This window comes from Nitrosovibrio tenuis, assembly GCF_900109785.1.
In the GTDB taxonomy this organism is placed as follows: Bacteria; Pseudomonadota; Gammaproteobacteria; order Burkholderiales; family Nitrosomonadaceae; genus Nitrosospira; species Nitrosospira tenuis_A.
This window is the reverse complement of the sequence record NZ_FOBH01000017.1, coordinates 1-22,070: the sequence shown is the minus strand read 5'-3', so window position 1 is coordinate 22,070 and position 22,070 is coordinate 1. Positions and strand designations below refer to the sequence as shown.

23 protein-coding genes are annotated in these 22,070 nt (G+C 51.7%); 7 read left to right on the top strand and 16 right to left on the bottom strand.

The annotated features are described in order from the left end of the window. Positions 1 to 63: 63 nt before the first annotated feature. Positions 64 to 1,959, bottom strand: a complete 1,896-nt coding sequence (locus BMX00_RS13490; protein ID WP_090829540.1) for a potassium transporter Kup — start codon at positions 1,957 to 1,959, stop codon at positions 64 to 66. Positions 1,960 to 2,136: 177 nt separating this feature from the next. Here BMX00_RS13490 and BMX00_RS13485 point away from each other — a divergent pair, with 177 nt between their 5' ends. Continuing rightward, positions 2,137 to 2,646 (top strand): PRC-barrel domain-containing protein, encoded by a 510-nt coding sequence (locus BMX00_RS13485; protein WP_090829566.1) that lies wholly within the window; start codon positions 2,137 to 2,139, stop codon positions 2,644 to 2,646. Between the two features lie 189 nt (positions 2,647 to 2,835). Here BMX00_RS13485 and sixA read toward each other — a convergent pair whose 3' ends face one another. The 3 genes from sixA to rsmI all read right to left on the bottom strand — a co-directional run bounded on the left by sixA (position 2,836) and on the right by rsmI (position 5,008). Next, complete coding sequence (gene sixA / locus BMX00_RS13480; RefSeq protein WP_090829539.1) at positions 2,836 to 3,288, bottom strand: phosphohistidine phosphatase SixA; 453 nt, start codon at positions 3,286 to 3,288, stop codon at positions 2,836 to 2,838. A 387-nt stretch (positions 3,289 to 3,675) separates the two neighbouring features. Then, entirely contained in the window at positions 3,676 to 3,915 is a 240-nt protein-coding gene (locus tag BMX00_RS13475) for a thioredoxin family protein (protein WP_090829538.1), read from the bottom strand. Positions 3,916 to 4,126: 211 nt separating this feature from the next. Then, positions 4,127 to 5,008, bottom strand: a complete 882-nt coding sequence (gene rsmI / locus BMX00_RS13470) for a 16S rRNA (cytidine(1402)-2'-O)-methyltransferase (protein ID WP_090829537.1) — start codon at positions 5,006 to 5,008, stop codon at positions 4,127 to 4,129. A 153-nt stretch (positions 5,009 to 5,161) separates the two neighbouring features. Here rsmI and BMX00_RS13465 point away from each other — a divergent pair, with 153 nt between their 5' ends. The 3 genes from BMX00_RS13465 (at position 5,162) to BMX00_RS13455 (ending at position 7,777) form a co-directional block, all read left to right on the top strand. Then, positions 5,162 to 5,527, top strand: coding sequence for a YraN family protein (locus BMX00_RS13465; RefSeq protein ID WP_090829536.1), 366 nt, complete (start codon positions 5,162 to 5,164; stop codon positions 5,525 to 5,527). 186 nt (positions 5,528 to 5,713) lie between these two features. Beyond that, the gene (locus BMX00_RS13460; RefSeq protein WP_090829535.1) at positions 5,714 to 6,313 is read left to right on the top strand and encodes a BON domain-containing protein; all 600 of its coding nucleotides are present in this window, start codon (positions 5,714 to 5,716) and stop codon (positions 6,311 to 6,313) included. A 96-nt stretch (positions 6,314 to 6,409) separates the two neighbouring features. After that, positions 6,410 to 7,777 (top strand): FAD-binding oxidoreductase, encoded by a 1,368-nt coding sequence (locus BMX00_RS13455; RefSeq protein WP_090829534.1) that lies wholly within the window; start codon positions 6,410 to 6,412, stop codon positions 7,775 to 7,777. A gap of 44 nt (positions 7,778 to 7,821) precedes the next feature. Here the strand turns inward: BMX00_RS13455 and BMX00_RS13450 are convergent, their stop codons facing one another. The 4 genes from BMX00_RS13450 to BMX00_RS13435 all read right to left on the bottom strand — a co-directional run bounded on the left by BMX00_RS13450 (position 7,822) and on the right by BMX00_RS13435 (position 10,753). Then, complete coding sequence (locus BMX00_RS13450) at positions 7,822 to 8,433, bottom strand: SCO family protein (RefSeq protein WP_245728092.1); 612 nt, start codon at positions 8,431 to 8,433, stop codon at positions 7,822 to 7,824. Beyond that, the gene (cyoE, locus tag BMX00_RS13445; RefSeq protein WP_090829565.1) at positions 8,434 to 9,330 is read right to left on the bottom strand and encodes a heme o synthase; all 897 of its coding nucleotides are present in this window, start codon (positions 9,328 to 9,330) and stop codon (positions 8,434 to 8,436) included. A 120-nt stretch (positions 9,331 to 9,450) separates the two neighbouring features. Next, a complete protein-coding gene (locus tag BMX00_RS13440; RefSeq protein WP_245728090.1) occupies positions 9,451 to 9,996 on the bottom strand; it encodes an SCO family protein in 546 nt (181 codons plus the stop codon). Positions 9,997 to 10,036: 40 nt separating this feature from the next. Further along, positions 10,037 to 10,753, bottom strand: a complete 717-nt coding sequence (locus tag BMX00_RS13435; RefSeq protein WP_245728088.1) for an SURF1 family protein — start codon at positions 10,751 to 10,753, stop codon at positions 10,037 to 10,039. A 59-nt stretch (positions 10,754 to 10,812) separates the two neighbouring features. On the opposite strand from BMX00_RS13435, the gene BMX00_RS13430 reads away from it, so the two are divergent. Continuing rightward, positions 10,813 to 11,010, top strand: a complete 198-nt coding sequence (locus BMX00_RS13430; protein WP_090829562.1) for a twin transmembrane helix small protein — start codon at positions 10,813 to 10,815, stop codon at positions 11,008 to 11,010. 15 nt (positions 11,011 to 11,025) lie between these two features. Here BMX00_RS13430 and BMX00_RS13425 read toward each other — a convergent pair whose 3' ends face one another. The 5 genes from BMX00_RS13425 to coxB form a co-directional block, all read right to left on the bottom strand. Then, on the bottom strand, positions 11,026 to 11,883 hold the full coding sequence (locus BMX00_RS13425; RefSeq protein ID WP_090829532.1) for a cytochrome c oxidase subunit 3: 858 nt from the start codon (positions 11,881 to 11,883) through the stop codon (positions 11,026 to 11,028). A gap of 31 nt (positions 11,884 to 11,914) precedes the next feature. Next, a complete protein-coding gene (locus tag BMX00_RS13420; protein ID WP_090829561.1) occupies positions 11,915 to 12,076 on the bottom strand; it encodes a DUF2970 domain-containing protein in 162 nt (53 codons plus the stop codon). A gap of 44 nt (positions 12,077 to 12,120) precedes the next feature. After that, on the bottom strand, positions 12,121 to 12,675 hold the full coding sequence (locus BMX00_RS13415) for a cytochrome c oxidase assembly protein (RefSeq protein ID WP_090829531.1): 555 nt from the start codon (positions 12,673 to 12,675) through the stop codon (positions 12,121 to 12,123). A 123-nt stretch (positions 12,676 to 12,798) separates the two neighbouring features. Next, entirely contained in the window at positions 12,799 to 14,379 is a 1,581-nt protein-coding gene (gene ctaD / locus BMX00_RS13410; protein ID WP_090829530.1) for a cytochrome c oxidase subunit I, read from the bottom strand. Between the two features lie 16 nt (positions 14,380 to 14,395). Further along, positions 14,396 to 15,532, bottom strand: a complete 1,137-nt coding sequence (coxB, locus tag BMX00_RS13405; protein ID WP_090829529.1) for a cytochrome c oxidase subunit II — start codon at positions 15,530 to 15,532, stop codon at positions 14,396 to 14,398. Positions 15,533 to 16,651: 1,119 nt separating this feature from the next. On the opposite strand from coxB, the gene BMX00_RS13400 reads away from it, so the two are divergent. Both BMX00_RS13400 and BMX00_RS13395 read left to right on the top strand, forming a co-directional pair. Continuing rightward, positions 16,652 to 17,242: a cytochrome P460 family protein gene (locus BMX00_RS13400; RefSeq protein ID WP_090829528.1), complete on the top strand. Its 591-nt coding sequence runs from the start codon at positions 16,652 to 16,654 to the stop codon at positions 17,240 to 17,242. Positions 17,243 to 17,426: 184 nt separating this feature from the next. Next, positions 17,427 to 17,993: a peroxiredoxin family protein gene (locus tag BMX00_RS13395; RefSeq protein ID WP_090829527.1), complete on the top strand. Its 567-nt coding sequence runs from the start codon at positions 17,427 to 17,429 to the stop codon at positions 17,991 to 17,993. A 222-nt stretch (positions 17,994 to 18,215) separates the two neighbouring features. Here BMX00_RS13395 and serS read toward each other — a convergent pair whose 3' ends face one another. The 3 genes from serS to lolA form a co-directional block, all read right to left on the bottom strand. After that, entirely contained in the window at positions 18,216 to 19,544 is a 1,329-nt protein-coding gene (gene serS / locus BMX00_RS13390) for a serine--tRNA ligase (RefSeq protein ID WP_090829526.1), read from the bottom strand. Positions 19,545 to 19,622: 78 nt separating this feature from the next. After that, positions 19,623 to 20,942, bottom strand: a complete 1,320-nt coding sequence (locus BMX00_RS13385) for a replication-associated recombination protein A (RefSeq protein ID WP_090829525.1) — start codon at positions 20,940 to 20,942, stop codon at positions 19,623 to 19,625. Beyond that, on the bottom strand, positions 20,935 to 21,558 hold the full coding sequence (gene lolA, locus BMX00_RS13380) for an outer membrane lipoprotein periplasmic chaperone LolA (RefSeq protein ID WP_090829524.1): 624 nt from the start codon (positions 21,556 to 21,558) through the stop codon (positions 20,935 to 20,937). The genes BMX00_RS13385 and lolA overlap by 8 nt, the downstream gene beginning before the upstream one ends. Positions 21,559 to 22,070: the final 512 nt, after the last annotated feature.

Below are 22,070 nucleotides of genomic sequence, written 5' to 3'. Positions count from 1 at the left end.
ATTTATTTCCAAGATTCCCAAGTATTTGCTGAGCCAAACCCTTCCATCCTAGACAGGGTCGGATCAGATCTCCACCCGCGCGCCCAGCTCCAGAACGCGGTTGGCGGGCAGTTTGAAATATTCAGCTGCATTGCTGGCATTTCGGGCCATGGTGGCAAATAAACGTTCCCTCCATTGTGCCATACCGGTGCCCGGACTCGGGACCACGATTTCGCGGCTAAGAAAATAAGATGTGTTGAGCGGCTCAAACACAAGCCCGTATGGCTTGCATAACTCGAGCGCATAAGGCAGGTTGGGTTGATCCTTGAAGCCGTACCGGACAGTGATCTGGTAGCAATTTTCAATCAATGGCGTTACCGATAGACGCTGGTCTACCGGGATCCGTGGAATTTCCCGATAATCCACGGTTAAAAATACGACGCGTTCATGCAAGACCTGATTATGAGCCAGATTATGCAACAACGCATGGGGCACGCCAGCGGGGTCAGCAGTCAGAAAGACGGAGGTGCCGGACACACGTGCGGGTGGATTCTTGATCAGGGACTCAAGAAAAGGGTGAAGCGGTATCGCCGCGGAGCGCAAATGCTCGAGCAGAAGTAGACGCCCACGATTCCAGGTAATCATGATGAAGAAAATGACTGTGCCAATTGCAAGCGGGAACCAGCCTCCCTCGGCAAGTTTCAGGGTGGTGGCGGCAAAAAAACTGGTATCGATCGCTAAAAAAAACCCAGTTGCGAGCAAGCATAGAAATAACGGGTAGTTCCACGCATAACGAATTACGAAGAAGGTGAGCAGGGTTTCAATCACCATCGTCGCGGTCACGGCAAATCCGTATGCGGACGCCAGGCTGGACGACGAGCCGAATCCCAACACTGCCATGACCACCACTGCCAGCAAGGTCCAGTTGACGAAGGGCATATAGATCTGGCCAATCTTCCGGTCGGATGTGTATTTGATTTGCATGCGCGGCAAAAGTCCCAGCTGAATAGCCTGTTTGGTCATGGAAAAAACACCGGCTATAACGGACTGCGATGCGATGACAGTAGCGACGGTCGCGAGGCCTACAGCTGGATATAGCGCCCAGGCAGGAAACAAGAGATAAAAAGGATTGGAAATTGCTGCCGGGTTAGAGAGAAGCAGAGCGCCCTGCCCGAGATAGTTCAATGTAAGCGCGGGCAGCACACAGGCATACCACGCCAATCGGATCGGTTTCGCACCAAAGTGTCCCATGTCCGCGTAGAGTGCTTCTCCGCCCGTGACGGCCAATACCACAGCGCCCAAGGCAACGAACGCCAGCCAGCCGTTGCTTACGCAAAAGCCAAGGGCATGGATAGGATTGAGGGCTGCCAATATCTGGGGTGCGGCAGTAATATTAATAATGCCGACAAACCCGAGTGTACTGAACCATATCAGCATGACGGGCCCGAATATGGCGCCTATTCCCCCTGTCCCCCGCTGCTGTAGCAGGAAAAGCGCAATCAGTACAATCAACGTGATAGGCACCACATAGGGCTTGAGCAGCGGCGTTGCGACTTCCAACCCTTCCACTGCACTCAATACGGAGATGGCCGGGGTAATAACGCCGTCACCGTAGAATAGTGCCGCGCCAAATGCACCGATGAGAAACAGGATATTGCGCAGTTGGGGGTGGCTTATAACCGAAGAGCTGGCGAGCGACAACAGCGCCATAATTCCCCCCTCGCCGTGATTATCGGCGCGCAGGATCAACGTGATGTACTTCACCGACACCACCATCATGAGCGCCCAGAAAATGAGTGAGATGATGCCGACCACGTTCCCCTCGTTGACTGTGAGCCCATGGACGGGATCAAAAATGGTCTTCATGACATATAACGGACTCGTGCCGATATCTCCGTAGACGACTCCCAGCGCTGCCAGGCTCACTAAGGCCAGAGGCTGGCCGGCGGGGTGGTCTAGTTCAATGTCTGGTCTATCCATGTCGCTCACTTTTGATGATATCGGAGAGTATTTTTCTTACGGATGACTATAAGCGATGTGTCCCTTTGTGAGTTACCGTACCGATGAGGACACTCTCGTCTCTTATGCTTAATGTGTTGTGCTATCGGGAAAATAGCTGATACTCGGACCAATCAGGAAAACCACCAGGAGGTAAACATGAAATGTGAAGATCCCCACGCCCACGACGAGCCTAAAGCTTCCAACGAGGAGGCGCCCACGCCCCCGTTAATGCGCGCCGCTACGCTCATCGGAGAAAATGTCTATAATCTTGAGGGAATCGAGCTCGGCGAGATAAAGGATATCATGCTCGATGCACATGCCGGGAGGATTGCTTATGCGGTCTTGTCTTTTGGCGGATTTCTTGGTATCGCCGACAAACTTTTCGCAGTTCCATGGAAAGCTCTGAAGCCGGATGCCGTACATAAACAATTCTTACTCGATGTGGACAAGAAACAACTTGAATCTGCCCCTGGGTTTGATAAGGATCACTGGCCGGACATGGCGGACCCAACGTGGCAAAATAAGGTGCACTCATACTATCGGATAAAACCCTTTAGGGAACCGGGAGACTCACCGGATATACCCTATGATGATACCCCTTATACCAACCCACCTGTCGAGAAGGAGACACAAGCAAGCAATCCTCATCCGGGACGGGGACGCTGAGCGATGAACCCCGGCCCTTTCCGGCATTGTCAATAAGGGCGGATGACCAAACGGTGGTGTGGTATACCGCTCGTGCCGGTTTTGCGAACTCTCGAATGCAGAATGACTCCCGTGAGTGTTTCTTTTCCCTATGATGTTTTGGGGTTGACAGCTCAGCCGGCCGGTTGGACTCTTGTCTGGCAAGCTCGTCTAGGCCATGTCGGGCGAAATCGCGGCATGTAAAAATATCTCCTCGACCCCGTTCTTTGTCTTATGGGTGAACCACCAAGCAGCGCCCTTCCGGATATCCCACCCGGAGATTTTATTAGACATAATCAACGCCGCTGTTTCTCCTAGCGTAGGCTGATGGCCTACCACGACTACAGTGCCTTTACCGTCGGGCCAATCCGCGGCAACCAGAATTGCTTTTGCAGAGACCCCGGGCCCTATTTCCTCAACGATTTCGAAGTCGTCAGCAAGTGCAGCGGCGGTTTGCTGGGTGCGCCTGGTAGGGCTCACCAGGATGAGCGTATTTTTGGGCAATCTTGGCTTGAGCCATTCCGCCATGGTCTTCGCTTGTTTTTGCCCTTTCTCAGTAAGTTTGCGCTCGCTATCGGGTGCGCCGTCCTCAGCTTCGGCGTGTCGCCATAGTATGAGTTCCATGATCTCCTCCTGCGTGAGTTGCTGGCCCCATGCATCTAAACTGTGTTTAGTATAGTAGATAATGATTAGCCGTGTTCCGCTGGCGCTGCATCGGCATGAGGGGCGCTTCTGCTGTGCTGTGGCGGATGGACTGATGAGCCTCGCCACCTTGATGAATATAAGGCTGAAGCAAGGAGTTGAGCTTAAAGTTCCATAACGAGGCTAAGAGATGGGGCAATTCAAGGCTTGAAATTCAGGTGTCAAATTCAGGTTTGAATTTCGGCTGTCAAATTCGGGTGTCAATTCAGGTTTGAGAAATTCGAAGTTTAAAAATTCGAAGGTGAATAACTTGCGGCCGGGAATTAATTATTGGTAAAACGGCGGGCTATCACCCGCCATTTCAGGGAATTACGATTTCAATGCAGACATCGGAGCACCGAAGTTGATGTGGAAAGGTGCGCCGTTGATTACGAGTGCTGGGACGGACTTAACGCCAGCTGCTTCGGCAGCTGCTATCCGATCCGCATGCTCACCAAGATGCACCAGCTCAACCTCATAACGGTTGGGGTCCAACGCTTCAGCGATCTGGCGCTCGGCATCCACACATACAGGGCAGCCGGCATGGTAAAAGGTAGCAGGTGTTTTCATAGTCGATCTCTCCAATAAATTGATTGTCTGTAGGGGCTTCCCACGTTCGCATTAGCCAGGCAACCTCTGAATGGTTTCGTGGCTTCATGCGACGGGGTATTATAATAGCTACCCCATCCTTATGCTACCCTCTCACCCGTCCCCATGAAGGTTTTACGGTCGCGACCCGCGGAACGCGTGGTTATATATTATGGATTGGCATTGCCATATTTTATGCATCGTCAGGGCTTGTCGTTTCGTTCCTGAGAGACAGCGCGAATGTATAAAGTAGATTTCTGCTTTCGCCAGTTATATCAGCGGCCAGCTTTACCGCCTGCTTTAACGGTAAGGCGTCCATTAACAGCTTCAGTACATGTTGAGCTTCATCACCCAGTTCAGCCTCATTCCGTGTTTTGAAGCCCGTCAACATCAGTACGAATTCGCCCCGCTGGCGATTTGGGTCCTCTTCAAGCCACACCACGGCGTCCTTGAGCGGGCAGACATGAATGGTCTCGAACAACTTGGTCAATTCTCTGGCAATAGTAAGCTCGCGATGATCGCGCATTACCTCGACCAGATCCGTCACGCATTCCAGAATGCGGTGCGGCGCTTCATAAAATATCAGCGTGTATGGAAACAATTTCAGGTTTTGCAGTTCACGCCGCCTTGCGCCAGGATTGGCTGGAAGAAATCCATAAAATAGAAAGTGGGGCGTGATAATACCCGCTGCGGAGAGAGCGCATACCGCGGCGTTCGCGCCCGGTATGGGAATTACTTTATAGCCCATATTCCGGATGTGTTTAACCAGGAGTGCTCCCGGGTCGGATATTCCTGGGGTGCCTGCATCCGTAAGAAGCGCAACCGAATTTCCGTCCGCGAGAGAGCGCTCGATCCTTTTCACCGTAGAGGCTTCGTTATGCCGGTGCATGGATATCATCTTCTTCGTTATCGAATGATACTCAAGCAGGCGAGCGGTCACACGGGTATCCTCGGCTGCGATAAAGTCTACTGCCGCGAGAATGTCCAGCGCTCTGAAGCTGATATCACGCAAGTTTCCTATCGGTGTTCCGACGACGTATAAGCTGCCCGGTAGTGTTGATGTTCCTGCTTGCATTCGTGAAATTCGAGTAACGATCCAGGAAAACGGTATAGCCCGACATCGGCGCCAGGATTATCCGAGGTGATGCATAATGAAAGGATTTTAGTTGCATTGTAGAATATATCACTTACGCCTTCCGTCACGGTCTTCATTCGGGCGAATTGATCGATGGAACACATCGAATATGGATATCAATTGAAAGGTAGTGAAGCTGAGCGATATGTCGAAGGGTATCTTCAGGGTAAGGGCCTTGCTTTAATAGAGAGAAATTATCGCTGTCGCTTTGGCGAGATTGATCTCATCATGCAAGACCAGATGGTAGTGGTATTCGTTGAGGTACGCATGCGTTGCAGTCAGGTTTTTGGAGGCGCGGGGAGTAGCATTACCTTAGTGAAGCAGGGGCGGTTGATACGGACGGCGAAGCATTATCTTGCTTCGTTGAAGTCGATACCACCGTGTCGATTCGACGCGGTATTGCTATCGGGCGTTAAGGGGGAGGGGATGGAATGGATAAAAGATGCCTTTTGTGAATAGCGGAACAGGAATTGGAGGGGCTCAGGGAGCCTGGGGATTGGCGGTGTAAAGTGCCCGGTTGGCTTGTCGGTGTGTATTGCGGTTATTCCGATAGGTGCCTGTTCCTGGAGGCGTTCGGTGGATCCCAGCGGATGTTTAATGATTGTCATATATGCCATATATGCGTTTTAATTTTCGAGGTTATTGATGAAAAGTTTGAGTGTAAATTTGAGTGTAAGGGGCCTATTGCTAGTCATCTTCTGTATTCCGTTTCTCTCCGGCTGCGCCCTGCTGGTTGCGGCCGGCGTTGCAACGGGCGTCGGGGCCGGCGTCGCGATGTCTAATGATCGGCGCACAAGCGGCATGTTCGTTGAAGACGAGGGGATCGAGTTGAAAAGCAGTCGGCGTATTAGTGAAAGATATGGCGATAATGTTCATGTCAATGTTACAAGCTATAACCGGAACGTCCTGCTTACCGGAGAGGCGCCTTCCGAGAGTGCTAAAGCAGAGATTGGGAATCTGGTAAGAAACCTGGATCACGTGCGGACGGTCATCAATGAAATAGACATTGGGCCGCCCAGTACGTATGCTTCACGTAGTAGCGATACGCTGATTACCTCCAAGGTTAAAGGTAGGTTTATGGATGGCGGCAAATTTCAGGTTAACCATGTCAAGGTAGTGACCGAAAACAGCACCGTCTATCTCCTCGGTCTGGTCAACCGCAAGGAGGCGGAGAGCGCGGTGGAGATTGCAGGTTCGACCAATGGGGTGCGCAAGGTCGTGAAGGTATTTGAATATACCAGCTAATATTCAGGCAGGGCTTATTCCCGGCTGGCCTGCGGTAATGCGTGGTCTTTTTGAGGGGGCCCGAACTGATGAGAACCGGGTAACCCGGAGCTCGTTATAGTGACGTCCCATTTTCTTGCTCAGCTCGGCACGCTTCTTCCGCCCGGACGTATTTTGACGGATCCGGTGGATTGTTATGCTTATGCCTATGACAATAGCCGGAAGATTTTTCCGCCGGAGGCGGTGGCGTTTCCGTTGGATGCGGAAGAGATCAAGGCGATTGTCTTGCTTTGTAATGCGCATAACGTTCCGCTCACGCCGCGGGGGCGCGGAACGGGTACCTCAGGCGGAAGCCTCCCTGAGCGAGGCGGCGTGGCGCTTTCGCTTGAGCGCATGACCCGTATCGTCACGATGGACGCGGCGAATCGCGTGGCTGTTGCGGAACCGGGTGTAATTAACCAGTCCCTGCAGGATTCAGCGAAGAGCCATGGTTTTTTTTGGGCGCCTGATCCGTCCAGCGCGGCATACTCGAGTATTGGGGGAAATCTGGCCACCTCTGCGGGAGGGCCTCACGCGGTAAAATATGGGACCACCCGAGACCATGTGTTGGGCCTCAAGGCGGTCACGGGTGAGGGCAGCATGATTACGACCGGCTGCTATACCACCAAAGGAGTGGTGGGTTATGACCTCACGCGTCTCTTGGTAGGCTCGGAGGGGACGCTTGCTGTCATTACCGAAGCAACGCTTAAGCTTACTCCGCTTCCAGAGGCGGTTGGCGGACTTACGGCGCATTATCGCGACATCGCAAGTTGCGCAGAGGCAATAGTGGCGGTTATGGCGCTCCCGCAAACGCCCAGTGCGCTTGAGTTTTTGGATTCGGGGTCGCTCGATCTGATCCGGAGCAGATTTCCTGAGATGGTGCCGGCAGATGCCACGGCGATGCTAATGATCGAGGTGGATGGATCAGAGCGTTATATCTCCGAATCGTGCAATGCGATTCTTTCGGCGTGTCGGAACGACGGACTGATCAATGCGGAAAGAACGGCGGATGCGGCCGCTTTATGGCGGGCCCGCAAAACGTTGTCCCCATTGCTGCGCGACATAGCACCGAAAAAGATCAATGAAGATGTGGTGGTACCGGTGAGTGCGTTACCCGGATTTTTGCAAGAACTCGGCCGGTTAAGTGATAAGTACCGAATAGCCAACGTCAATTTCGGTCATGCGGGAAATGGTAATATTCATGTGAATCTGCTGGTAAATCCCGACAATTTCCCTGAAATGGCGCGCGCGGAACAATGCCTGAATGAGATATTCGATCTGGTCATCCGGTTGAGGGGCACTTTGTCAGGCGAACATGGAGTCGGCAGCGAAAAAAGGGCTTATGTTGGCAAAGAGATTGATATGTCAACAATGGCGCTGATGAAAGGAATCAAGCGAGTCTTCGACCCGAACAACATTCTTAATCCCGGAAAATTGTTTTTGTAGCCATTAATGTGGCTCCACGCCGGGCTTCTTGCTAACCTTTTTGCTTAGCCTGTAGTTCTTAATAATTCCCCGATGTCTCGCGCAAGGATATCTGCACTATTGCCGTTACCGCTTGCATACAGGCGAAGCTGCCCCTTAGTGTCAAAAATGTAGACTCCGGCGGAATGATCCATGGTGTCGTGATCCGATGAATTTCCTGCATGCTTCTGATAAACGATTTTGAATTCATCAGCAATTATTTTCGTAGCTCCGGCGTCTCCGTGCAAACCCAGGAACGCTGGATCGAATGCTGATAAATACTGCTTGAGGGTTTCAGGGGTATCGCGTTCCGGATCAATCGTAACGAACAGTACTTGCACGCGTGCGGCATCCTTACCGAGTTTCTGCACGGCGCTGGCTATCTCCCCCATGGTGGCCGGGCATACATCCGGGCAATGCGTGTAGCCAAAAAACAATACTATGGCCTTTCCCTTGAAGTCAGCAAGCGTGCGAGTGACGCCGTCGTGACCGACGAGCTTGAGCTCCTTACCGAATGTTGCGCCCGTGATGTCTGTCGATAGAAATGTTGGCTTGGCGGTATTACCGCAAGCGGCAAGAGCAAGCATTGCTACCCATGCCGCTACCGCGCAGTAATATCGGTACCGAGGCCGAAACACTTAAAAGCGGATATAGTGATCTATCAGGAGTACCGCAAACAGTGCCGCTAAATACAGGATGGAATAACGAAATGCCTTTTTCGCAAGCTGATCGCTATAATCCAGGTAAATTTTCACCGCGTAATAGAGAAATACGGCATCCAGCACTGCTGCGCCAATCAAATAGATCAGCCCGCTCATTTGGGTGGCATACGGCATCAAAGTCACCGCGATGAGTATCAGGGTGTAGAGCAATACATGCAGGCGGGTAAATTTGTCACCATGCGTGACCGGCAGCATTGGCATACCCACCTTGGCATATTCCAGCTTGCGGTAAAGTGCGAGCGCCCAGAAGTGTGGAGGCGTCCATGCGAAGATGATGAGAAACAGCAAAAGTGCATCGGCGGTGACTTCCCCGGTAACTGCCGCCCAGCCCAGAACGGGAGGCATTGCGCCCGAAGCGCCGCCAATGACAATGTTCTGAGGGGTCATGGGCTTTAAAAGTACGGTATAGATAATCGCATATCCGACGAAAGTGCCAAGAGTAAGCCACATCGTCAAGGGGTTGACCAGCTGATGAAGCATCAACAAACCGCTCCCGCCGATCAACGCGAGGAAGAATAGCGTCTCGGGTGACGTTACGGTGCCCCGTGGTAGCGGTCTGCCGCGCGTCCGTGCCATGACGGCGTCGATCTTTTGTTCAACCAGGCAATTTACCGCCGCAGCGGCGCCGGCCACCAAGGCGATGCCCAATGTGCCGAATACCAACGCATTCAATGGAACGGCACCAGGCACAGCAAGGAACATGCCGATAACCGCCGTGAAAACAATAAGCGATACGACCCTGGGTTTGGTCAACCGGTAGAATTGCTGCAGACGCGACGCGGTTTGCTGCCAAGCGATACTTGTCGTAGCCATAACTTTCATCTCCTTGTTCATTGCAGGCTATTACGCCCACAATTACCGATTTGCCAATTCAAACTATCGTATCTAATCACCGAGAGCCGGCGTCTTAAACAGCCACAGAGCCGGAATCCATCAGTGTTTTTTATCGGTTCCTATTGCATGTTCCAACTGTGACACCTTGAGCAGCCGCTTGATGTCCTTCGCCATCTTTGCTGGATCCGGATTTTTTGGAAAGCGCATCATGAGATTTCCGATTGGATCGATGAGATAAATATGATCGCGGTTAGATTCTTTTGCTGGTATCGCCTTAAGCAAGTCGCTATCTTTCGCATTGATGAGCCAGATACCTTCAACCTCGCTCACGACTTCAGGGGAAGGCGCCTCACCATCATCGATCAACCAAACCCGCTCGATGCGTTCCTTTTCCGTGTTTTGTATCAAACGTACCTGCCGCATGTAATAAAGCTTTTTGCGGCACTGCTCATCACACTTGCCTGCATCTACGGATATAAGCGCCCATTTACCCCGTAACTGGCGCATCCGGAAAATAGTATTGTCGGACTGATTCAGTGCACTGCCCGCCAGGGGCTTAACCTCTAACAACTCACCGTAATTAACGCTTGAAGGTCTTACATTCCAAAAGTAAAGCGTATAAGAAGCGATGATCGGCGCGCACATCAATATCAGCAGTAAAATCAGCGTGCGCCTGCTTGTTCCCTTACTGGGTATGCTCTCGTTTGACACTTAACACCAAATAAATAATCAATACCGCCAGCGCCATAGCAAACCATTGAAGCGCGTAACCAAGGTTCTTACCGATGCCCAGATCCGGCCGCGCCCATTCACGCACCAAACCGTCTTTCACATCGTTCTGCTGCAAGATCATGAGTGGCTGAAGCTGAAGGCCCGTGGTGCTGCGATAACGCTCGAGATCAAGATTTTCCCAAACCTGGCCCGAGACCATTTCTTTTGAAAGTTCCAGCGTTTTCTGCACCGCATTCGCTGCAATGCCTGAGACAACCACGGGGCCATCAGGTGTAATTACGCCCGGTAACTTGCTACGGTCGCGATCCGCAGCCACCCACCCTCGATTTACCAGGACGTGCATGGAACTCGTGCCAATCCTCAACGGTGTGATGATGTGGTAACCCACCATCCCTTTATAAATCTTGTTGTCAAGGTAAACCGTATGCTCCGGCAGATACAAACCGTGCACTTCGATCTTACGATATTGAAAATCTTCAAGCTTGACCGGATCGGCAGGTAACGATACGGGCGACTGCTGCGAAAGCGTATCAAGCTTTTCCTGCCGCGATTCCTTTTCCCGCGCTCGGGAAAGTTGCCAGTTGCCAAGCTGCACCATTATCGCTATGACCACCACCGCGACGACTGTTGACCATAATCGCGGCGTAAATCGCCAGCCTGAAATAGTCATTGGATAGTTATGCAGAACTCAGCTAAACTTTGTTCAGACCTCAATAATTGCTGAATAAAATGTTAAAAATTGCCGCGGTACTATTTCTGTTCTTCATTCTCTCAAGCCTGGCGTCCGCCTTGTATTATATGATCAAGGACAAAGGTCAGGGCACACGCGCCGTGAAATCCCTGACGCTTCGCATCAGCTTATCGGTCCTGCTTTTCATCCTGCTCATGGCGGGAACTTATTTCGGATTCATACCACTCGGCCATTAGCATGATGCACGGATGCTATATCAGCCAATATACGAAAATGAACAGTCCCAGCCAGACCACGTCCACAAAGTGCCAGTACCAGGCCACGCCTTCGAAGCCAAAATGATTCTCGGGTGTGAAGTGACCAGCAAGCACACGGCAATAAATAACCAGTAACATGATGGAACCCAGCGTCACGTGGAAACCGTGAAAGCCGGTCAGCATGAAAAATGATGCGCCGTAAGCTCCAGTCGTGAGCTTGAGGTTGAGATCTGAATAAGCATGACCATATTCGTATGCCTGGAGACCAACAAAGAGAAACCCCAATGCAAAGGTAAGGAACAATCCCAGCTTGAGCTGACCGCGCTTATTCAGCTTGAGCGCCCAGTGAGCCCAGGTTACCGTCACACCCGAGGTAAGCAGTATCAGCGTGTTGATGGCCGGAAGACCCCATGGCCCCATGGGCATGAATTTTTCGGTGATCCCGGGGCCCGCCGTTGGCCAAATGCCTGTGAAATCCGGCCATAAGATCTTATGCTCCAGGTCGGAAAGCCAGGGAATCGAGTAGACCCGCATGTAGAATAGCGCACCGAAAAAGGCGGCAAAAAACATGACTTCTGAAAAAATGAACCAGCTCATCCCCCAGCGAAACGATGTATCCACCTGTTTGTTGAACTTGCCGCTCTCGCTTTCCCGGGCCACCGTGCGGAACCAGACAAAGATCATGTAGAAGAGAATGGCGAAGCCAATTGTCAGCAACCCATAACCAAGCGGGAGTCTGTTGACTGAAAACGCCGCGCCAAAACCCATGAACAACAGCGCTATCGACCCAGTGATGGGGTAAGTCGATGGGGCCGGAACGTAATAGTGACCGTGACCTGCTTCTTGGCTCATGCTCTTTCTCCCGCGTATAATTTAATCAATTTTAACTTGTTACAAATCTGACCAGCAATAATACACCCGCTACAAACAGTGCGGCGCCGAGGATGCCCGCAATTATTACCTGCCCCATCGTCAACGTTTCCGCGTCATGGTCGTGATCGGTATGTTTCCTTACTCCGAAAAAAGCCCAGGATACCGCTTTCATCGCCTGAATAAATGTCCCTTTAGCTGGTTTTTCGCTGTTGTCCTTCAACTCCGGCTCGCGTTGTTATCTATAATTGCAGCGTTGTTACCCAGCTCAAAGAATGTATACGATATCGTCACGGTGTCATAATCAATCGGCAGACCGGGTTCAATCATAAATTGAACGGGCATCTGCCTGGTTTCATTCGGCTTTAAAACCTGTTTACTGAAACAGAAACATTCCAGTTTTTTCAGGTGCTTGGCCAGGAGCTGCGGACTATAGCTCGGTATTGCCTGGCCGTTGACCTCTCTGTCCGAATTGTTCCTGACTTCATACATAACCTGCACCAACTCACCGGGGCGAACGCGCAGGCTGGATTGGAGAGGCTTGAACTGCCAAGGCAGCCCGCGCGTATTTGCATCCAGCTCTACTGTTACCCAGCGACTGGTGTCCACCTGAGTATTAGTCGTCAGAGTATCTGCCTGCAGCAAATTATTAATACCTGCAATCTCGCAGATCTTTTCATAAAACGGTACTAACGCAAAGCCGAAGCCAAACATCACTACGGTAAAAATCAGTAGCTTTCGCATTACTACCGAATTTGCCTGAACTACGCTCATTACCAGTTTTTTATGATAACCGCTAAAAAAAGTGCTACGACGATTGCCAGCAGAATAAGCCCGGTCCTGATTGCTCCGCGCCTTCTTTCGGAATCTTCTGCTGGCATATTGAACCTTCGGTTATTATCTGACGACCGGAGGTGTCTCAAAACTATGATATGGCGCTGGCGATGGCAATGTCCACTCCAGCGTCTTGGCCCCTTCCCAAGGGCTAGCCGGCGCTTTCACTCCGCCACGAATACACTTCAGCACCACGTAGAGGAATAACAACTGGGTAAACCCAAAGCCGAATGCGCCAATGCTGGAAATCATGTTGAAATCTGCAAACTGCAGCGCATAATCGGGAATTCGCCGGGGCATACCCGCTAACCCCAGGAAATGCTGAACGAAGAAGGTGAGGTTGAAGAAGAACATCGACAACCAAAAATGCCACTTGCCCAGCGTCTCGTCATACATGTGACCGGTCCATTTCGGCAGCCAGTAGTAAGCCCCACCGAATATGCCGAACAATGCTCCAGATACAAGCACATAGTGGAAGTGCGCAATCACATAGTACGTATCCTGTACCTGAATATCTATCGGCACGATCGCACAGATGACGCCGCTGAAGCCGCCAACGGTAAATAGAAAAATGAAGCCGATGGCGAACAGCATGGGTGTTTCAAATGTCATTGAGCCGCGCCACATGGTGGCGGTCCAGTTGAAAACCTTCACGCCGGTCGGTATGGCGATCAGCATCGTCGCATACATGAAGAACAACTGACCGGTTACAGGCATGCCCGCCGTGAACATGTGATGCGCCCAGACGATGCAGGAAAGGATGGCAATGGAAGCGGTGGCATATACCATCGACGAATACCCAAACAGCGGCTTACGCGCAAAAGTCGGGATGATTTCCGACACGATGCCGAACGCCGGCAAAATCATGATGTAGACTTCCGGATGCCCGAAGAACCAGAAAATGTGCTGGAACATCACCGGGTCACCGCCCCCCGCCGCATTGAAGAAGTTGGTGCCGAAGTTGCGATCGGTCAGCAGCATGGTCACAGCGCCTGCCAAAACGGGCATCACCATGACCAGCAGGTAGGCGGTAATCAGCCAGGTCCATACGAACAGCGGCATCTTCATCAGCGTCATGCCCGGCGCACGCATGTTGAGTATGGTGGTGATAATGTTGATCGATCCCATGATGGAGGATGCACCCATGATGTGGAGCGCGAATATCGCCATATCCATGCCCATGCCCATCTGTACCGATAGCGGCGGATAAATCGTCCAGCCGCCAGCAGGGGCTCCACCGGGCACGAAGAATGATGCGGTCAGCAGCAGCGCCGCCGGGGGCAGCAGCCAGAAACTCCAATTGTTCATGCGGGCAAACGCCATGTCCGGGGCACCGATCATCATCGGTATCTGCCAATTGGCAAAACCAACAAAGGCGGGCATGATGGCGCCAAACACCATCACCAAACCATGCATCGTGGTCAGTTGATTAAAGAACTCAGGTTGGACGATCTGTATGCCCGGCTGAAACAGTTCGGCGCGGATCGTCAGCGCCATCACACCCCCGGTCAGGAACATAATAAAGCTGAACCAGAGATACATTGAGCCAATGTCTTTATGGTTAGTGGTCATCATCCAGCGCATCATGCCGCTGGGATGATGGTCGTGCGCGTGCCCTACATCGTGATCGTGTACTGCTGCCATGATTTCCTCCTTGATGCTATTTTCTGAATTCGTTGATTTCGGATGGCTGTACTACGTCTCCCGCCGTGTTGCCCCAGGAATTGCGCTCGTAGGTGACCACCGCCGCGATTTGTATGTCCGACAGATGCTTGAATGCAGCCATTGCAGTGCCGTTCTTGCCATTTATTACGATATTGATATGGTCGGCCTTGGGACCTGTGGCGATCTTTGATCCGTCAAGCGCAGCAAACGTCCCGGGAATGCCCTTGCCATTGGCCTGATGGCAGGCAACACAGTTGGCGGTGTAGACTTTCTCGCCCTCGGCTTTCAGCTCTTCCGCCGTGAACACCTTGTTGGCATCCACAGCCGTCGCAGCGGATTTTTTCTTCTGCTCGGCCACCCACTGGGTATATTTCGCCGGCTCCACCGCCTCCACAACGATCGGCATGAATCCGTGTTCCTTGCCGCATAGCTCGGCACACTGACCACGATAGGTGCCGGGCTTGTCCGCGGTGAACCATGTATCGCGTATAAATCCGGGAATGGCGTCCTGCTTGGACCCTAAGGCCGGTACCCACCAGGCGTGGATCACGTCGTTGGCGGTAAGCAGTATCCGCACCTTCTTGCCCACGGGCACTACGAGGGGATTGTCCACTTCCAGAAGGTAGTTCTCGCCCTTGGGCTGCGCATTCTCGATCTGCGCCTTGGGCGTGGCCAATGCGCTCAGGAAACTGATCCCTTCGCCTTCGCCGGTCAGGTAGTCGTAACCCCATTTCCACTGGTAACCCGTCGTCTTGACGGTGATATCGGGACTGGAGGTGTCCTTCATCGCGATGATGGTCTTGGTGGCAGGATAGGCCATGCCGGCCAGAATGAAGAACGGAATGATGGTCCAGATAATCTCGACCGTGGTGCTGTGATGAAAGTTTGCCGCCTTGTAACCCTGAGACTTGCGGTGCTTGAGCACGGAATAAAACATGACGCCAAACACGCCTATGAAAATCGCCAGACAGATCCATAACAGCATCGTGTGCTGATCATATATCTGCCGGGCAATGATCGACTGCGGCTCGGGCAAATTCAACTGGTGTGGATCCGCCGCCGCCATCCCCAACCCGGAATACAAAGCGGCCGTCAGACCCCACACTATGGTTGATGCTGCTTTACTGCTCATATCTCCCCCCCACTTGATTACTGATTACAGTACGACCCATTGATTACAAAATTACGCATTATAGTTGACCCGTTCTGGCGGGCCGCCGCGAATTATTTTTGCTTGCGCCGGCACTATCGATATTCGACTGCAACACCGTTATCGCCAGATTCGGATACGCGAAATAACCCTATTGCTAATGTCAGTAATTGTGTTATTCTTATGGGCTTATATGAACTCCAGACACTAAGAATAACAGCATTTCTATAAGTTCAAAGTCTCAACCAAAAAAATTTTTAATGCGAGACCTGTTTTTCAGGTCAAAACAATAAAATTTCCGGCCAATACCCCCCATCACACAAGAGAGAATAGCGCGGAATCGACAGATCAGTCACATACCAATATCATAATCATGATATGTATTTCGCTTATAAATTTTACGCAAAATACGTTGGATAACCGGTAACCCTATGCGCTGTGATCCAGGCCCGGCGTGGGCCTTCCGGTTTTCGTTGTTGTTCCCCCCCTCGACTAGGCTGATCGGATTTTTTGCAAACCTTCAGATATTCTTCTTATTCATTTCAAATATTTGCGGCATCTGTCGCTACTGAAACGGAGCAAAATTCTACCACAGCAAAATTAGGCGTACAAGGAAGAAACGCGAACTTGTTAATCAAATTTAAATATGACCCTATTCTAAAAAGAGTTATTTTTCCCTCTTTAAAACAGGGTAATTTTACCCTAATGGAATCATGGTAATGATGGCCCGTAAAGATGAAAATCACGCTTCCTTTTTTGGCTCTTTTCCCCTCCCTGCTGATCAGCTCTTTGATCGGCGCTATTGATCAGTTCCGGGGGTAATCCGTAATCCTTTTGTAACCTGTTAATAGACATCGCGACTGGCCGGGATCAATGCGAGTGTTGAAACGGGGGCTGTAAATCCGCCAAAAGCCCCGCAGCCTGCCCGGCTTGGCACGCTTTTTCGAGCGGGGCGGTTAACTCCTCTACCGGCCAGGCGCAGCGAGGAACACGGTCCAGCCGTTTCTGAAATTCACCCTTGACGAAGCAGCCGGGTCTATCTATGATTGCCGCGGTAAGTAAGTGTAACGCGGGTTTTCCTCAATAATTTAAGGAGTTGACATGTCAAAACTACGAACCAAAAAAACATTGCTAAGCGGGCTTCCGGTTTTGCTGCTGTCTGGGGTATTGGGCATGCAAGTTGCGCCAGCCAGTGCGTCAGATCATAGTCATCACAATAAAGAGTACGCCAAATTCAACAAAGCCGGAGAACTGGTGCGTCCAACCGATTACAGAGAATGGATTTTCGTGGGTTCGCCTCTCACTCCCAAAGACATGAATGACGGCAAACCAGCGTTCCCGGAATTTCATAATGTTTATATCGACCCCGCCAGCTGGGCTCACTATAAGAAAACGGGAGAGTTTCGTAGCGGCACGATTATCGTGAAGGAGCTGGTCAGTGTAGGCACGAAGAAGTCAGCGAGCGGGAATGGTTACTTCCAGGGGGATTTTCTCGGTATCGCGGCTACAGTCAAGGACAAGAAGCGGTTCGCAGACAGACCCAACAATTGGGCGTACTTCGGCTTTGGCGATAAAGCCAGCGCGGCGGCGGAACCTGATGAGGCATGCTCGGCTTGTCATAAAGCCAACGCTGCGCAAGACATGGTCTTCACTCAGCACTACCCGGTATTGCGCGCAGCAAAATCGAAGTAAAGAAGGATATACTACAAAATCGGTTTCTTAAGTAGAAGGCACCTGAGCTTGAGAGCGCAAATCGCCTCGAGTCAAGGTGCCATTTTTCTTCCAGGTTTTATAAAATGCAACGACAATGGCGGGATGAGCAGGCCATATTCAAATTCTCATCCTATCGGCCGAGTCAATATTTGGAGGTGCGACAATGGCAGAAACCGGCAACACCAGAGCAATAGTAGCTCCTGAACTTCAAACGTCGGGATGGCTCAACACGCCTCAACCCCTGACGCTGGCCGCGTTGAAAGGAAAAGTGGTTGTGCTGCACACCTTTCAGATTTTCTGCCCAGGTTGTGTTCAGGTGGGAATACCGCAGGCACAAAGAATATACCAGGAGTTCGATCCGAACCGGGTTGCGGTCATAGGCCTGCACACCGTGTTCGAGCATCACCCAGTCATGGGTCCCGATGCACTTGAAGTATTTGTGCACGAGTACCGGCTGCGCTTTCCGATTGGTATTGACAAGTATGACGGCCAGCCGCAAGGCGTACCGTTAACTATGCGGGCTTATCAAATGCAAGGCACTCCGACCCTTATCCTCATCGATAAGAACGGGTATATCCGTCTGCATAAGTTTGGCCACGTCAGTGATCTCACCGTTGGTTTCTCCATCGGGGCTTTACTTTCGGAAGAAACCGACGAATCTGCGCGAGTGCCGGAAGTGGGATCAAATGCTGAAAACGCCGCCTGCAATGCGGACGGATGCAGCGTCTGATCATATTTATTGCTGAGCTCCTGCCTTTGACGCCACCCCAGGCATGCCTACGCGGGTGCTGAATATCCCGCTCCGAGAGGTCAAGCAATAGCCATCACAGATTTATCGTCCTGCTTAACGCGCCCCCGCAACGCAATAATGATGACGGTGCGCTTCGCATGGCTCCTTGATCAGATCGAGCCGTTAGGCTACATTGGACTCCCTCCATTAAATTACCTTAGACTACTTACGCCGTAAGCAGGCGAGGCCTCCCATATAGGGTTGCAGAACTTCAGGAATCGATATGCTACCGTCGGCATTTTGAAAATTTTCCAGAATTGCAACGAGCGTTCGTCCAACCGCCAACCCTGAGCCATTCAAAGTATGCAATAGTTCCGGTTTGCCTTTTTCATTGCGAAAGCGGGCCTGCATGCGCCGCGCTTGAAATGATTCGCAGTTACTGCATGAAGAAACCTCTCGATAGGCTTTTTGCTCCGGCAGCCACACTTCGATGTCATACGTCTTCGCCGCTGAAAAGCCCATATCCCCAGTGCAGAGCAGCATGACGCGATAAGGCAATTCCAGTTTCTGAAGGATCTTCTCGGCGTGCCCGGTAAGCGCTTCCAATGCGTCATAGGAGTGATGTGGGTGCACGATTTGCACTAATTCTACTTTCTCGAACTGGTGCTGGCGAATGATACCGCGTGTATCTCTGCCATAACTACCCGCCTCGGAGCGAAAACAGGGCGTGTGGGCGGTGAGCTTTATGGGAAGTGATTCAAGCGGGACGATCCGATCTTGCACCACATTCGTAAGGGGTACCTCTCCGGTAGGGATCAGGTACAGGCTGTCGTCCTCCAGCTCGAATGCGATATTCCCGGGATGAGGCGCAGCCTCATTTTTTTTTCGCAGAACTTCAAACAAGTCTTCTTTGAATTTGGGCAACTGACCAGTGCCCCGCAAGCTTTCCGCATTGACCAGATAAGGCACGTACGTCTCGTCATAGCCATGCTTACGCGTATGTATGTCCAGCATGAACTGTGAGAGGGCGCGATGCAGCAGTGCGAGTCCGCCTTTCAAAAGGCTGAAACGAGTGCCACTGATTTTTGCCGCGGTTTGAAGGTCAAGGAGCCCGAGCCCCTCGCCAATGGTCACATGGTCTCTCACTGGAAAATCGAACGAGCGCGGGGCTCCCCAACGGCGGACTTCGACATTATCGGCTTCGCTCTTGCCCCTGGGAACGCTATCGTGCGGCAGATTGGGTGTCTGCAGCAATATGTGTTGCAATGCAGTTTGTATTTGATCGAGCTGAGCTTCCGCTTGCTTGAGTTCATCACCAAGATTGGCGACCTCCTCCAGAAGAGCGGAAACATTCTCTCCCCGGCTCTTCGCATTACCAATCTGTTTCGACGCGGCGTTGCGTCGCGCCTGCAGCTCCTGCGTAAGGGTCTGAAGAATCTTGCGTTCCGCTTCCAATGCGGTGAATTCCGCCATGGGAAACGCATAGCCGCGCGTAGCAAGAAGCCGGGCAACATGCTCTACATCGCTACGTAATAACTGAATATCTAACATTCAAACTCCCATAATGTCGCATACGGAAACTGGAGCCAGCTCAGGTCCTTGAATAAGGATGCGACAAATTAAAATGAGTCAGCGCTTTTTTCCCGCCTGCGCCTGCTGGTCCAATTCGCGCAGTTGCTCCAGTCTTTCGGATATTTCAGCCTCAAGTCCACGCCGGGTAGGCTCATAAAATGTCACCTCCGGCATTCCGTCCGGGAAATAATTTTCTCCCGCGGCATAAGCCTCAGGATCATCATGAGCGTATCGGTAGTTACGTCCGAAGCCCAGTTCCTTCATCAGTCTGGTGGGCGCATTGCGTAAATGCTCAGGTACGCGGCGTGACTTGTCGTTGCCGATAAATGACCGAGTTTTATTATAGGCAACGTAGGCGGCGTTGCTTTTGGGCGCGCAGGCAAGATAGAGCGCCGCTTGTGCCAGTGCCAGTTCTCCTTCGGGACTTCCAAGGCGTTCATATGTCTCGGACGCATCCAGTGCTATTCTCAGTGCGCGCGGATCGGCCAGTCCCACATCCTCCACCGATGCACGGATCAGGCGCCGTGCAATATAAAGGGGATCGGCTCCTCCATCCAGCATGCGGCACATCCAATAAAGCGTGGCGTCCGGGTTGGAACCGCGCAGCGATTTGTGAAGTGCGGAAATCTGATCGTAAAACTCATCACCACCCTTGTCGAACCGACGCATTCCGCGGGAAAGTGCGCTGTGCACGTACTCGGCACTGATTTCCACGGTTCCTTCGACGGTCGCCGCGGTTCTTATTTGCTCCAGAAAATTGAGCAACCGCCGCGCATCACCGTCCGCATATCCCACCAACAGCGATCTGGCGCCTTCGGTAAAATTCAGTCCTTGCAATGCCAGTTTTTTTGCCCGCTCGAACAGGACAACAAGCTCATCTTCGGACAAGGCTGTCAATACATAAACCTGCGCCCGTGACAGGAGTGCGCTGTTGACCTCGAACGAAGGATTTTCAGTCGTGGCGCCGATAAACGTAACCAAGCCCTGTTCAACATAAGGCAGGAATGCATCCTGTTGCGACTTGTTGAATCGATGTACTTCGTCGACAAATAGAATGGTGTGGCGACCCGATTGCTGCAGCACAGCCTGTGCACGTTCAATCGCTTCACGGATATCCTTGACCCCCGACAATACCGCTGACAGCGCGATAAATTCTGCGTCAGACGCCGCTGCCATCAACCGCGCCAAAGTCGTCTTGCCCGTGCCCGGGGGCCCCCACAGTATCATCGAGTGAGGCTTGCCGGATTCGAAGGCGAGGCGCAACGGCCTTCCTTCACCGAGCAAATGTGACTGCCCCACCAAGTCTTTCAGCGTCTTCGGACGCAACTGTTCCGCAAGCGGCGCCTGGGGTCGCCGCGGTTTGAAAAGATCACTCACTGATCACATCCGCACCTTCCGGCGGGCTGAATTTAAATAATTCCGGCGCAATTCTGGGGTTTCGTTCCAGCCGGGAAAATGTCAGTACTGTAGTCTGACCAAAATTATCATGCAGCTCCATCGCCTTGAGTATGCCCTCTCGGCTAAATCCCAGGCGCACCCACTCGAACGTGCTTTCCCTGGCTTTGGGTTTCGCTTCGAGCCACTCCGTATCCCCTTCCGAGCCCATTTCACTCAGTTCAAAACTGTTTTCAATATCACTGCTTCCCGCAAGTAATGCGGCGGGGCTGCTGCCAATCGCGACATCGAGATTGCGCATAGTTACCTGATTAAGATCATTATCATAAAACCACACTTTGAGGCCGTCTCCGACTATGAGCTGCTTGTACGGCTTTTCATATACCCATCGGAATTTGCCCGGACGTTCGAATTGCATCGTACCGCCGCCCTTTTGAACCACCTGCATATTTCTATCGAGAACAGTTTGTGAGAATACCGAACGAACAGTGCGCGTTTCGCGGATGAAGTTTTTGAGACTACCGATCGCGGAAGCCTCGGCAGTGGAAGCCATCGAACAGAGCAGCAAGAAAAAACAGGATGAACGTAAAAAATTCATGAGATGCTTCTCAAAAAGCAACACCAGGTGCAATTCATTCGATACAAGTGGAGTTTATTCGACACAAGTGGAGTTTAGATCTATGCTTAATTTCAGCGGAAGCTGCTTCCAGGCCATAAACCGAAATATTACTACGGTTGTGATTCTACCGGCTTCTGCTTCTGCCGGGGAAAAGGAGACGTCTTGCCTGCATCAATTCGATATTAAGTTACGGAGCTGATTTGGTGCGGGGCGTCTAATCACACATCAGGCGATGTCGCATTCTTTTGCGTGATTCTACCGGAGCGTTTTTCGGAACTGACGTTCATGGAGATAGTCTAATTTGCGCTGGCGGAGGTATTCACTACCAAAATGAGTGGTGGTTATTGTCAACTATCTAATATATCTGTAATAGGAGGTAAAGACATGGCAACAACACTAGGAACGTCAAGCCAGGCGAAGTCTGGTGGCCGCGACTATGACATGTCGCTGTGGTACGACTCGAGGTGGTACAAATTCGGACTCATCACCAT